This is a genomic window from Pseudomonas sp. BRG-100 (assembly GCF_000737955.1).
Classification (GTDB): Bacteria; Pseudomonadota; Gammaproteobacteria; order Pseudomonadales; family Pseudomonadaceae; genus Aquipseudomonas; species Aquipseudomonas synxantha_A.
This window is the reverse complement of the sequence record NZ_JPRX01000001.1, coordinates 4,258,574-4,272,081: the sequence shown is the minus strand read 5'-3', so window position 1 is coordinate 4,272,081 and position 13,508 is coordinate 4,258,574. Positions and strand designations below refer to the sequence as shown.

Below are 13,508 nucleotides of genomic sequence, written 5' to 3'. Positions count from 1 at the left end.
GCGTCCCGATTTTCTTATTTTTCTGCAAGCAAGGCGCGCTTCATGACCCCCCTGAATCAGGCGCTGCGCGCCGCCCTCGATCACCGCCAAGACCTGATCAACGAACTGCACGCCCAGGGTACAGACTGCTACCGGCTGTTCCACGGCAGCCAGGAAGGCGCCGGCGGCTTGACCATCGACCGCTACGGCCCGCAATTGCTGGTGCAGAGCTTCCATCAGTCGCTGGACAGCGCAGACCTTCTGGACCTGCATCAACTGATCAACCAATACATGGGCCTGGAATTGCTGCTGGTGTACAACGACCGTGCCCGAGGCAACTCGCGTATCGATCGTGAAGACACGGTATACCGCGCAGAGCCTGCGGCGCTGGAAGACCTGGTCGGCCACGAGTGGGGCCTCAGCTACCGTGTGCGGGGGCGCCATGCCGGGCAGGACCCGTTGCTGTTCCTCGACCTGCGTAACACCCGTGGTTGGGTGAAGGATCACAGCGCCGGCAAAAGCGTGCTGAACCTGTTCGCCTACACCTGCGGCGTGGGCTTGAGCGCGGCCGCCGGCGGCGCACGCGAAGTGTGCAACCTGGATTTTGCCGAGGGCAACCTGGCGGTGGGGCGTGAAAATGGCCTGCTCAATCCACAATTGCCGAACATGGAGTTCATACAGTCCGATTACTTCCCGGCCATTCGCCAACTGGCGGGCCTGCCGATCACCCAGCGTCGCGGCCAAAAGCTGCCGAGCTATCCGCGCCTGGAGCAGCGCCAGTACGACCTGGTCCTGCTTGATCCGCCCGCCTGGGCCAAAAGCGCGTTCGGCACCGTCGACCTGCTGCGCGACTATCAGAGCTTGCTCAAGCCCGCGCTGCTGACCACCGCTGACAATGGGGTACTGATCTGTTGTAACAACCTGGCGAAAGTCAGCATGGATGACTGGCGTGAACAGGTGCTGCGTTGCGCAGAAAAAGCCGGCCGCCCAGTGCGCGACTGGCAGGTCATGACACCCGGGGCAGACTTTCCTTCCACGGATCAGCAGCCTCCGTTAAAGACCTTGATCCTGCATTTGTAGGAAGTTTCCCAGCAGCCACTGTTCTTCGGAACCGAATTACCGTGCCATACTCCAAGGCACTCTCGTTCGACACAGATGGCGTCACCCATGCCCAAAGGATTGATCCGCGCCGCAGGCGCCTTGTTGACCGCCCTTGCTTTGTACAGCTTGCTGGGCTTTCTGATTTTACCCGGCATCGCTCTTCGCATTGCCAACCAACAGTTGGCGAATTACGCCACGGTGCCGGCGCGAATCGAGCGCATCGAGCTCAACCCGTTCAGCCTGGAACTCACGCTATGGGGCCTGAAGATCGGTGAGCCGGGCAAAGAACAAGTGGGCTTCCAGCGCTTCTACGCCAACCTGCAGGCCGACAGTCTCTGGACCCGCGCCCTGCACCTGGCTGATGTGCAACTGGACCAGCCCAAGACCGAACTGCTGTTCGACAAATCCGGCCAGTTGAACCTGGCGCAGTTGTTCAAACTGCCGCCGAGCGAACCGACTCCCGCAGATCCCGATGCCAAACCGTTCCCGCTGCGTATCGACAGCATCAAACTGGCGGGCGGCAATCTGCATTTCCGAGATCTGCGCCCCAGCGAACCTATCGAATTCCTCTACGACAAACTCGACTTCGAGCTGAAAAACCTCAGCACCTTGCCCGAAGACAACGCCGACATGACCCTGGTGGCCGCTGGCCCTGACGGCGGGCAGATTGACTGGAAAGGTAATGTCAGCCTGGTACCGATCACCTCCGAAGGTACCTTGAAGGTCACCGACGGCAAGATGAAAGCCTGGTGGCCGTATGTACGTGACGCCTTGCCACTGGTGCTGGAAGACGGCGTGCTTAACTTCAGCACCGACTATAAGTTCAGCCTGGCCAAAGAGACCGAGCTGAACCTGACCAACACCGCCGCCAGCATTGCGCCCTTCGCGATCAAGGCGCCGGATGGCCGGCCATTGGTACGCCTGGAACGCCTGGATGTCAGCGAAACCACGGTGGACCTGGCCAAGCAGCAGGTAGTCGTCGGCAAAATCCGCAGCAACAAGCTGGAAACCTGGGCCGCTCTTGAAGCCGATGGCCAACTCGACTGGCAGAAACTGTTCGCCAGCCAGCCAAGCAAGCCAACACCGGCACCGGCCAACGCCGACGCCGACGCCGACGCACCTGAAGCCCAACCGGCAGCGCCAAGCAAACCCTGGCAAGTGATGCTCAAGGATGTGCAACTGCGTAACTATCAGGTACACCTGGCCGACCGCCAGGCCAAACCTGCGGTGGCGCTGGAACTGGGCCCGTTGAATGTCGACATGCAGAACTTCGACAGCCTCAACCAAAGCCCCTTCACCTTGAAGGTCGATAGTGGCGTGGGCAAGCAAGGCAAGATCCAGGCAACCGGCGAGGTTAACCTCAACCCGGTCAGCGCCAAGCTGAAAGTGAATACCCAGGACATCGACCTGCGGGTGGCCCAGTCGTATATCAGCCCGTTTATTCGCCTGGAACTGCGCAGCGGCATGTTGGGCGGCAACCTGGATGTGAACCTCAAGAGCACCGAGCCGTTGGCCCTGCAAATCACCGGCCGCGCTCAGGTCGATCAGTTGCATACCCTGGACACCCTCAAGACCCGCGACTTCCTCAAGTGGCAGCGCCTGGTACTGGAGGGTGTGAACTATCAGCACGGTCAGAGCCTGTCGATCGACAAGGTCAACCTGCTGCAGCCGTATGCGCGCTTCATGATCAACGACGATCGCACCACCAACATCGATGACTTGCTGATTCCCCAGCCTGCCGACAGTGGTGCCAAATCAGCCGCCAAGCCGGCGGCCAGCAAAGACAAGCCCTTGGGCATCCACATCGGGCAGATCGCAATTAACGATGGTTCGGCCAACTTTGCCGACTTCAGCCTCACGCCCAACTTCGCCACCGCGATTCAACAGCTCAACGGCCAGATTGGCACCATCGATAGTCGCCAGGCCAAACCGGCCAGCGTCGATATCAAGGGTAAGGTAGACCGTTACGCCCCGGTGACCATCAAGGGCAGCGTGAACCCGTTTGATCCGATGGCAGCCCTGGATATCGCGACCAGCTTCAAACGTGTCGAGTTGACCAACCTGACACCTTACTCGGGCAAGTTCGCAGGCTTCCGTATCCGCAAGGGCCGGCTGAATCTCGACTTGCACTACGTGATCACCAAGGGCCAGTTGAAGGCTGAAAACAAAGTGGTGGTCGAACAGTTGCAACTGGGTGAGAAAGTCGACAGCTCCGATGCGGTGGACTTGCCGATTCGCCTGGCCATCGCCCTGCTCAAGGACAGCGACGGCAAGATCTCGATCGAACTGCCGGTCAGTGGCGACCTGAACAACCCGCAATTCAGCGTGATGCCGATTGTGTGGCAAACCCTGCGTAACCTCGTCGTCCGCGCAGCGACCGCGCCCTTCAAGTTTATTGGCGGGCTGGTGACGGGTGGCGGCTCTGAAGACCTGGGTAATGTTTCGTTCGCCGCCGGCTCCAGTGAGCTGAACAAAGATGCCGAGGGCGCGCTGAATACCTTGGCCAAGGCATTGAAAGAGCGCCCTACCCTGCGCCTGGAAATCGAAGGCACGGCTGCTGCCAGCAGCGACGGGCCGTTCCTGGCGGCACAGCGACTGGAACGTGAATACCAGTACAACTACTACAAGATCCTCCAGCGCCGTGGCGACAAAGTCCCGGCCCAAGCTTCGTTGCTTGAAGTGCCCGAGAAAGAAAAAGCACCGTTGCTGGAAGGTATCTACCGCACCCGTCTTAAACAGCAACCTCCCGCCGAATGGAAAAACCTTGGCAGCGATGAGCGCTCGGCGAAGCTCAAAGAGGGTGTGATCAAGTTCTGGAGCGGCAGTGATGTGCTGCTGCGCCAACTGGGCCAGGAGCGCGCCAGTACCATCAAGGATTACTTGGTGGACAAGGCCCAGTTGGAAGATGAGCGGGTGTACTTCATTGATGCGCAACTGGGGCAGGCGGAGAAAGATGGTCGGGTCATCACCCCAATGCATCTGGATGCTGAGTAACTTCTGAGCAACGCCTATCCTAATGTGGGAGCTGGCTTGCCTGCGATAGCATCACCTCGGTGCAACCGAATGACTGAGGTGCCAACATCGCTGGCAAGCCAGCTCCCACATTTTTTTTGGGGGGTTGGCTGGCAGTTTTGTTTCAACCCCAAAATAGAACAGGCCCCGACACAAGTGCCGGGGCCTGTAATGACCACATCCGTGTGGTCGGTCGCATGAACTCCAGAGGTGCATCGGGTGGATAACTAGCTCACCCTAAGCCGCCGCTATATCGTTCAAACGAAACCTTTAACGTTACTCTGCTTTCAGGCCGTCGGCCGATACAGCTTTAACGCCTTTGATTTTCTTGGTGATGGCAACCGCAGTTTCTTTCTGCGATGCAGTCACAGCAGTCGGAGACGACAGGGACACTACGCCCTTGTTGGTCTCAACCTTGATGTCAGTGCCAGGAATGCCCTTCTCGGTAACCAGGTCAGCCTTCACTTTGGTGGTGATCCAAGTGTCGCTGGTGGTTTCTTTAGCGTCGTGTGCCGCACCTTTGGTTTTGTCGATGCCGTCAGCTTTGACAGCGCCGCCAGCCAGCAGACCGTCAGCCGAAACAGCATTCACACCTTTGATTTTCTTGGTGATGGCTACAGCAGTGGCTTTCTGCGAATCCGAGACTGCTACGTCGGAGGACAGGGAAACCACACCTTTGTTGGTCTCAACCTTGATGTCCGAACCCGGAATGCCTTTTTCGGTCAGCAGGTCGGCTTTGACTTTAGTGGTGATCCAAGTATCCGAAACGCTTTCCTTAGCCTTGGTCGCTTCACCGGCCGCCAAAGTCATAGGGGCTTGGGAAGTCTGAGCAAAGGCTACGTTAGCACCCATCGCCAGGGTCAGAGCGGTAGCAGTAGCGAGAGCGAACTTCTTCATACGAATAACTCCTGTTTTATTAAAAGTCTGCAGACGTAAACCTTCATGCTGCAGCGCTAACAGGGATAGTGCAGGCGGCGTGCCAAGTGGGATAACAGGACAAAATCTTTATAAAACAACAAGTTAAAAAACAGAGCGATTTTCGAAATCGTGCAAGTTGCATGAAGCAGGTCGTGCCTGCGTGCAAGTTGCGGTTTTTGCAGGCGACTAAACAACTGATTTTAGGGGAATTTCCTTCTCCCACAAAAAAGGGACTCCGAAGAGTCCCTTTTTTTCAGCTAGAACGCGGGGTGATTAAACGCCCGAAGCCTTGGCTGCTGCTACGTCCTTGATGGACAGCTTGATACGGCCGCGGTTGTCCACGTCCAGTACCAGCACTTCCACTTCCTGGCCTTCTTTGAGAATGTCGGTCACTTTCTCAACACGAGCGTCGCTCAGCATGGAGATGTGAACCAGACCGTCTTTGCCCGGCAGGATGTTGACGAATGCGCCGAAGTCGACGATGCGCTCAACCTTGCCGACGTAGATCTTGCCGATCTCGGCCTCAGCGGTGATGCCCAGGACGCGTTGGCGTGCAGCTTCAGCCGCTTCCTTGGTTTCGCCGAAGATCTTGATCGAGCCGTCGTCTTCGATGTCGATCGAAGCCTTGGTTTCTTCACAGATCGCACGGATGGTCGCGCCGCCTTTACCGATAACATCACGGATTTTGTCGGTGTCGATTTTCATCGCGATCATGGTCGGAGCGTTTTCCGACAGTTCGGTACGCGACTGGCCAATGATCTGGTTCATCTGGCCGAGGATGTTCAGGCGCGCTTCCAGGGCTTGGCCCAGAGCGATTTCCATGATCTCTTCAGTGATGCCCTTGATCTTGATGTCCATCTGCAGCGCGGTTACGCCTTTAGCGGTACCGGCTACTTTGAAGTCCATGTCGCCCAGGTGGTCTTCGTCGCCCAGGATGTCGGTCAGGATGGCGAACTTCTCGCCTTCTTTAACCAGGCCCATGGCGATACCGGCAACCGGCGCCTTCATCGGCACACCAGCGTCCATCAGCGCCAGGGAAGCACCGCAAACGGAAGCCATCGAGCTGGAACCGTTGGACTCAGTGATTTCCGATACGACACGGATGGTGTACGGGAACACATCGGCAGCCGGCAGCATCGCAGCAATCGAACGACGGGCCAGACGGCCGTGACCGATTTCACGACGACCAGCACCACCCATGCGGCCACACTCGCCCACCGAGAACGGAGGGAAGTTGTAGTGCAGCATGAACGGGTCTTTTTTCTCGCCTTCCAGGGTGTCCAGCAGTTGTGCGTCACGGGCAGTACCCAGAGTCGCGACTACCAGGGCCTGGGTTTCACCACGGGTGAACAGCGCCGAACCGTGAGTCTTGGGCAGCACGCCGACTTCGATGTTCAGCGGGCGCACGGTGCGAGTGTCGCGACCGTCGATACGTGGCTTGCCGTTAACGATGTTTTCGCGAACGGTGCGGTATTCGATTTCGCCGAATGCAGCCTTGACGTCGCTGGCAGAAGGCTGGCCTTCTTCACCGGACAACTTGGCGACAACCTGGTCCTTCAACTCGCCCAGGCGAGCGTAACGGTCGGCCTTGACGGTGATGGTGTAGGCGTCGGAGATGGCAGCGCCGAACTCGGAGCGGATAGCGCCCAGCAGGTCGGTGGCTTCCGGGGCAGCAGCCCAGGTCCAGGTTGGCTTGGCAGCTTCGGCAGCCAATTCCTTGACCGCGTTGATTACCACCTGGAACTCGTCGTGAGCAAACAGTACGGCGCCCAGCATCTGGTCTTCGGTCAGCTCTTTGGCTTCCGACTCAACCATCAATACGGCTTCGGAGGTACCGGCAACGACCATGTCCAGGCTCGAAGCTTTCTGCTGCTCGTAAGATGGGTTCAGCAGGTAACCGGTGCTTTCATGGAAAGCAACGCGAGCGGCACCGATAGGACCATCGAACGGAATGCCCGAGATCGCCAGCGCAGCCGAAGTACCGATCATCGCAGCGATGTCCGGATCGGTCTTTTTGCTGGTGGAAACGACGGTGCAGACAACCTGCACTTCGTTCATGAAGCCTTCTGGGAACAGCGGACGGATCGGACGGTCGATCAGTCGGGATGTCAGGGTTTCTTTCTCGGAAGGACGGCCTTCGCGCTTGAAGAAACCGCCAGGGATCTTACCGGCAGCGTAAGTCTTTTCCTGGTAGTGAACGGACAGAGGGAAGAAGCCCTTGCTCGGGTCAGCGGTCTTGGCGCCAACCACGGTCACCAGTACGGTAACGTCGTCGTCAACGGTAACCAGCACTGCGCCGGAGGCTTGACGGGCGATACGGCCTGTCTCGAGGGTAACGGTCGACTGACCGAACTGGAATTTTTTGATAACCGGGTTCACGGTGTCCTACCTTCTTTGTGGCTCTTGGGGGAACTTGTCTTCTTGCGAAATTCTTGGGCAATGTCGGGAATCGGCCCGACCCTCGTCCAGGGTAAAACGTGTATCCAGATAAAACTTGAGGCTGGGAGCCTACCATGGGCCAGCGGGAATCCCACTGGCACACGGCAGACAACCAACCTCTAGCGCAATCGCTGATTAGCGACGCAGACCCAGGCGACCGATCAGAGTCTGATAACGACCCAGATCCTTGCCTTTCAGGTAGTCCAGCAGCTTACGGCGCTGGTTTACCATGCGGATCAGACCACGACGGGAGTGGTGGTCTTTACCGTTGGCCTTGAAGTGACCTTGCAGTTTGTTGATGTTGTGGGTCAGCAGTGCAACTTGCACTTCTGGGGAACCAGTGTCACCAACAGCTTGCTGATAGTCAGCTACGATTTGTGCTTTTTCTTGAACGTCGAGAGCCATGAGGCAATCCTTTTTTCAGGAAACCACCCAAGGGGTGATCTCAATAGGCCGAGGGCATACCCCCGTATCTATAAATGAGAAGTGACCATGCCTATTAACAGCCACCCTCGTTCGGTCATTCTGACCGAATCAGTCGACGCGGCGCGATGCGCCCGTCTTCGCTCACTTCACCGATACCGATAAAGCGACCGTTATGATCCTGTACTCGCACCATGCCGAACTTCGGGGCATCCGGGGCGCGTACCGGCTGGCCGTTGAGCCAGTAGAACGCGCTGTGCTCCGAGAAGTGCAGCAATGGCCAATCCAGCAAACCGCTGTCCGAGGGCATCAGGAAGCGATCAACCGCTTCGTTGCCGCCTTCGGCGTGCACCGCTTCCAGCTCTTCCAGCGTGACCGTCTGGGCCAGGGTGAAAGGGCCTGCCTGGGTACGTCGCAGTTCAGCTACATAAGCACCGCAGCCCAGCTTCTCACCAATATCTTCCACGAGGGTACGGATATAGGTGCCTTTGCTGCAGTCCACCGCCAATCGAGCAGTGTCACCTTCACAGGCGAGCAGTTCCAGCCGGGCAATAGTAACAGAACGCGGTTCGCGCTCCACCACTTCGCCCGCACGTGCCAGCTTATAAAGAGGTTGCCCATCCCGCTTGAGCGCCGAGTACATCGGCGGTATCTGACTGATTTGCCCACGAAAAGCAGGTAATGCAGCTTCGATATCCGCACGACCAACGGTCACGTCGCGAACCTGCAAAACATCACCTTCGGCGTCTGCCGTGGTGGTTGTCTTGCCCAGTTGCATGAGGGTTTCATAACCCTTGTCCGAATCAAGCAGGTACTGCGAGAACTTGGTGGCCTCACCAAAGCACAACGGCAGAACGCCGGTGGCCAGTGGATCCAGGCTGCCGGTGTGTCCCGCCTTCTCGGCGTTAAGCAGCCAGCGGACCTTCTGCAGCGCCGCATTGGAGGTAAAACCAATGGGCTTGTCGAGCAGAATGATGCCACTGACGTTGCGACGGATACGTTTGACCTGAGCCACCGCTTACTCCTTGGCGTCTTCAGGTGTGGACGGATGCTGACTGTCTTCAGCCACGGCGCGCTCGATCAAGGCCGAGAGGTGCGCGCCACGCACGACGCTTTCGTCGTAATGGAAGTGCAACTGCGGAACGCTGCGCAGCTTCATTTCGCGGGCCAACTGCATCCGCAGGAAACCTGCGGCGGAGTTGAGCACCTTGATGCTTTGCGCGATTTCTTCGCTGTTGTCCTGCCCCATCACGGTGATGAAGATTTTGGCATGACCCACGTCACGGCTCACTTCAACGGCGGTGATGGTGACCAGGCCAACGCGGGGGTCTTTGACTTCGCGACGGATCAGTTGAGCCAGCTCACGCTGCATCTGATCGCCGATACGCTGGGTACGGCTGTATTCTTTTGCCATGTCTTGTTACCTGTTACTGCCACACGGTGAAACCCGTGGGGTCTGAAAGCGGCAAACGCCCGGCCTGACAAAAGCCAGACCGGGCGTTGCGTTTAGAGTCCGGACACGGCGCGGGGCAAATACATGCCCACGCGCTGTGTGGCTCCTGAAGTGCGCGAGTTAGAGGCTGCGAGCAACCTGAACCTTCTCGAAGACTTCGATCTTGTCGCCAACCTTGACGTCGTTGTAGCTCTTGACGCCGATACCGCATTCCATGCCGGCACGTACTTCGGCAGCGTCATCCTTGAAGCGGCGCAGGGATTCCAGCTCGCCTTCGAAGATAACGATGTCTTCACGCAGTACACGGATCGGACGGTTACGGTACACGGTGCCTTCGACAACCATGCAACCGGCGATCGCGCCGAATTTCGGCGAGCGGAACACGTCACGCACCTCGGCGATACCCAGGATGTTCTCCCGGACATCGCTGCCAAGCATACCGGTAAGGGCTTTCTTGACGTCTTCGATGATGTCGTAGATGACGTTGTAGTAACGCATGTCCAGACCTTCCTGCTCGACGATCTTGCGAGCGCCAGCATCGGCACGCACGTTGAAGCCGAACAGTACAGCGTTGGAAGCCAGTGCCAGGTTGGCGTCGGACTCGGTGATACCACCGACACCGCCACCGACAACACGCACTTGCACTTCGTCGTTACCCAGGCCGTTCAAGGCGCCGTTCAACGCTTCGAGGGAACCACGGACGTCGGATTTGAGGACGATGTTAAGCGTCTTCTTCTCTTCCTGGCCCATGTTCTCGAAGATGTTTTCCAGCTTGCCGGCGTGAGCACGGGCCAGCTTGACTTCGCGGAACTTGCCTTGACGGAACAGAGCCACTTCACGGGCTTTCTTCTCGTCGGCAACTACGCTCATCTCGTCGCCAGCGTCCGGCGTACCGTCCAGGCCGAGGATCTCGACCGGGATAGCAGGACCTGCTTCCTTGATTGGCTTGCCGTTCTCGTCGAGCATGGCACGTACACGGCCGTAGTTCGAACCGACCAGCACCATGTCGCCTTGGCGCAGGGTACCGTCTTGAACCAGCACGGTCGCGACCGGGCCACGGCCCTTGTCGAGGCGCGATTCAACTACCACACCACGGCCAGGAGCCGAAGGCGTAGCAGTCAATTCCAGGACTTCAGCTTGCAACAGGACCGCTTCGAGCAGTTCGTCAACGCCGGTACCCATTTTCGCCGAGACCGATACGAATGGCGTCTCGCCACCCCATTCCTCGGATGTCACGCCGTGAACCGACAGTTCGCTACGGATGCGATCGAGATCGGCGCCGGGCTTGTCGATTTTGTTCACGGCTACAACCAGAGGAACACCGGCAGCCTTGGCGTGCTGGACAGCTTCAATGGTCTGCGGCATTACGCCGTCGTCCGCTGCAACCACCAGGATCACGATGTCGGTCGCCTTGGCACCACGGGCACGCATTGCGGTAAACGCGGCGTGACCTGGAGTGTCGAGGAAGGTGACCATGCCGCGTTCGGTTTCAACGTGGTATGCACCGATGTGCTGGGTAATACCACCGGCTTCGCCTGCGGCAACCTTGGCACGACGGATGTAGTCGAGCAGGGAAGTTTTACCGTGGTCAACGTGGCCCATTACGGTCACAACCGGTGCACGGGAAACTGCCTCGCCTTCAAACTTCAGGGACTCGGCCAGGGAATCTTCCAGGGCGGTGTCGCTGACCAGGGTCACTTTGTGGCCCAGCTCTTCAGCAACCAACTGGGCAGTTTCCTGATCCAGTACCTGGTTGATGGTGGCCGGGGTGCCCAGCTTGAACATGAACTTGATGATTTCAGCAGCCTTGACCGACATCTGCTGGGCCAGATCGCCCACAGTGATGGTCTCGCCGATCTTCACTTCACGCACGACAGGGCCGGTTGGGCTCTGGAAACCGTGGGCGTTGCGTTTTTTCAGCTTGGCCTTGCCGCGACCACCGCGACGGAAGCCATCGCTTTCTTCGTCGGTAGTACGTGGGGCAACGCGTGGAGCAGGCGCTTTCTCTTTGACCGAGGCACGATGCGGAGCGTTTTTGCGCTCGCCATCGCCACCACCACCGCGACGATTGTTATCGTCGGCACGTGGTTTGTCCGGACGACGAGGTTCGTCGCGCTTGCGGGCGTCAGCTGCAGGAGCAGGCGCAGCAGCAATCGGGGCGGCCTCACGCACAGCTTCAACAGGAGCGGCAACCGCTTCAGTGTTGGCAGGTTGCGCAGCAGCAGGCTGGCGACGCGCTTCTTCTTCGGCGCGACGCTTGGCTTCTTCTTCAGCCTTCTGGCGAGCAGCATTTTCTACTGCGCGACGTTCATCCAGCTCGCGTTTGCGCTCGGCTTCGATTTCTTCCGGGCTGCGCTGTACGAAGACTTTCTTCTTGCGTACTTCTACGCTGATGCTCTTGCTACCCGCAACACGCAGGGTGCTGGTGGTTTTGCGCTGCAATGTAATCTTGCGCGGTTCTTCCACTTTCGCCTTGTGGCTGCTCTTCAAGTGAGTCAGCAAAGACTGCTTCTCACTATCGCTCACACCTTCATCGGCGGCGGTGTGCGGCAGACCTGCCTCACGCATCTGCTGCAACAGGCGCTCTACCGGTGTTTTGACCTCATCGGCCAGTTGTTTCACCGTGACTTGCGTCATGCACTTCTCTCCTCAGGCCGCGCCTAATTACTCGAACCAATGGGCTCGGGCGGCCATGATCAACTTGCCGGCACGATCTTCGTCAATGCCGTCGATGTCGAGCAGATCGTCAATAGACTGCTCGGCCAGGTCTTCGCGGGTAATTACGCCGCGCACCGCCAGTTCCATCGCCAAATCCTTGTCCATACCCTCAAGCGAGAGCAGGTCTTCGGCCGGATGGGCGTCTGCCAGCTTTTCCTCAGTAGCGATGGCTTTAGTCAACAAACGATCCTTGGCCCGAGCGCGAAGCTCGTTGACGGTGTCTTCGTCAAAGCCGTCGATGTTGAGCATTTCTTCCAACGGTACGTAGGCAATCTCTTCCAGGCTGGTGAAGCCTTCATCTACCAGTACCTGTGCCAGGTCTTCATCGACTTCCAACTCTTCGATGAAGTTGCGCAGGATGTCACCGGTTTCAGCTTGCTGCTTAGCCTGGATGTCCGATTCGGTCATCACGTTCAGGGTCCAGCCGGTCAGTTGGCTGGCCAGACGCACGTTCTGACCACCACGACCAATGGCCTGAGCCAGATTGTCTGCGCCAACGGCGATGTCCATTGCATGGGCATCTTCGTCAACGATAATTGCCGCCACTTCAGCCGGCGACATGGCGTTGATCACGAACTGCGCCGGGTTATCGTCCCACAGGACGATATCCACACGCTCACCGCCCAATTCGCCCGACACTGCCTGGACGCGCGAACCGCGCATACCGATGCAAGCACCTTGCGGGTCGATGCGTTTGTCCTTGGAGCGAACCGCGATCTTGGCACGCGAACCCGGATCGCGGGACGCAGCCATGACTTCGATCAGACCTTCGGCAATTTCCGGCACTTCGATGCGGAACAGCTCGATCAGCATTTCCGGCGCGGTACGCGACAGGATCAGCTGAGGACCGCGGTTCTCGGTGCGGATTTCCTTGAGCAGCGCACGCAGACGCACGCCGACACGGAAGGTTTCGCGAGAGATGATGTCTTCGCGGGCCAGCAACGCTTCGGCGTTGTTGCCCAGGTCGACGATCACATTGTCGCGGGTAACTTTTTTCACGGTGCCGGAGATGATTTCACCCAGGCGCTCGCGATAAGCGTCAACGACTTGAGCGCGCTCGGCTTCACGAACCTTCTGCACGATGACCTGCTTGGCGGTCTGTGCAGCAATACGGCCGAATTCGATCGATTCGATCTTTTCTTCGACGACATCACCGACCTGGGCGCCCGGGTGCGTTTGCGCAACCTTGCTCGGCCAGGTTTCGATGGCCGGATCATCAAGATCGGCTTCTTCGACGACCGTCCAGCGACGGAAAGTCTCATAGGCACCGGTGTGGCGGTTGATTTCCACACGCAGATCAACTTCGTCTTCAAAACGCTTTTTGGTAGCAGTGGCCAGGGCCAGCTCCAGCGCTTCAAAAATCACGTTTGCCGGTACGCCCTTTTCATTGGATACCGACTCAACAACCAGCAGTACTTCTTTGCTCATCGTACGCCTCGCCTTTCGCAAGCCATTGGATCCGCGG

General features: G+C 58.2%; 9 protein-coding genes. 2 read left to right on the top strand and 7 right to left on the bottom strand.

Features of this window, described 5'->3' with window-relative positions:
• The first annotated feature begins 42 nt into the window (after positions 1–42).
• Together JH25_RS08405 and JH25_RS08410 are read left to right on the top strand one after the other, a co-directional pair.
• Positions 43–1,059 carry a class I SAM-dependent rRNA methyltransferase gene (locus tag JH25_RS08405; RefSeq protein WP_032879447.1) on the top strand — a complete coding sequence of 339 codons (1,017 nt, stop codon included), beginning with the start codon at positions 43–45 and terminating at the stop codon, positions 1,057–1,059.
• Between the two features lie 87 nt (positions 1,060–1,146).
• Positions 1,147–4,074 carry a DUF748 domain-containing protein gene (locus tag JH25_RS08410; RefSeq protein ID WP_032879446.1) on the top strand — a complete coding sequence of 976 codons (2,928 nt, stop codon included), beginning with the start codon at positions 1,147–1,149 and terminating at the stop codon, positions 4,072–4,074.
• A 294-nt stretch (positions 4,075–4,368) separates the two neighbouring features.
• Here JH25_RS08410 and JH25_RS08415 read toward each other — a convergent pair whose 3' ends face one another.
• From JH25_RS08415 to nusA, 7 genes are all read right to left on the bottom strand, one after another.
• Positions 4,369–4,989 (bottom strand): BON domain-containing protein, encoded by a 621-nt coding sequence (locus JH25_RS08415; RefSeq protein ID WP_032879445.1) that lies wholly within the window; start codon positions 4,987–4,989, stop codon positions 4,369–4,371.
• Between the two features lie 294 nt (positions 4,990–5,283).
• Complete coding sequence (pnp, locus tag JH25_RS08420) at positions 5,284–7,389, bottom strand: polyribonucleotide nucleotidyltransferase (RefSeq protein WP_005791474.1); 2,106 nt, start codon at positions 7,387–7,389, stop codon at positions 5,284–5,286.
• A gap of 195 nt (positions 7,390–7,584) precedes the next feature.
• Positions 7,585–7,854, bottom strand: a complete 270-nt coding sequence (gene rpsO / locus JH25_RS08425) for a 30S ribosomal protein S15 (RefSeq protein WP_003177875.1) — start codon at positions 7,852–7,854, stop codon at positions 7,585–7,587.
• A gap of 115 nt (positions 7,855–7,969) precedes the next feature.
• On the bottom strand, positions 7,970–8,887 hold the full coding sequence (truB, locus tag JH25_RS08430; protein ID WP_005791476.1) for a tRNA pseudouridine(55) synthase TruB: 918 nt from the start codon (positions 8,885–8,887) through the stop codon (positions 7,970–7,972).
• A gap of 3 nt (positions 8,888–8,890) precedes the next feature.
• Positions 8,891–9,286, bottom strand: a complete 396-nt coding sequence (gene rbfA / locus JH25_RS08435; protein ID WP_003176137.1) for a 30S ribosome-binding factor RbfA — start codon at positions 9,284–9,286, stop codon at positions 8,891–8,893.
• Positions 9,287–9,445: 159 nt separating this feature from the next.
• A complete protein-coding gene (gene infB, locus JH25_RS08440) occupies positions 9,446–11,962 on the bottom strand; it encodes a translation initiation factor IF-2 (protein WP_032879444.1) in 2,517 nt (838 codons plus the stop codon).
• 27 nt (positions 11,963–11,989) lie between these two features.
• The gene (gene nusA / locus JH25_RS08445) at positions 11,990–13,471 is read right to left on the bottom strand and encodes a transcription termination factor NusA (protein ID WP_005791481.1); all 1,482 of its coding nucleotides are present in this window, start codon (positions 13,469–13,471) and stop codon (positions 11,990–11,992) included.
• Between the last annotated feature and the right edge of the window lie 37 nt (positions 13,472–13,508).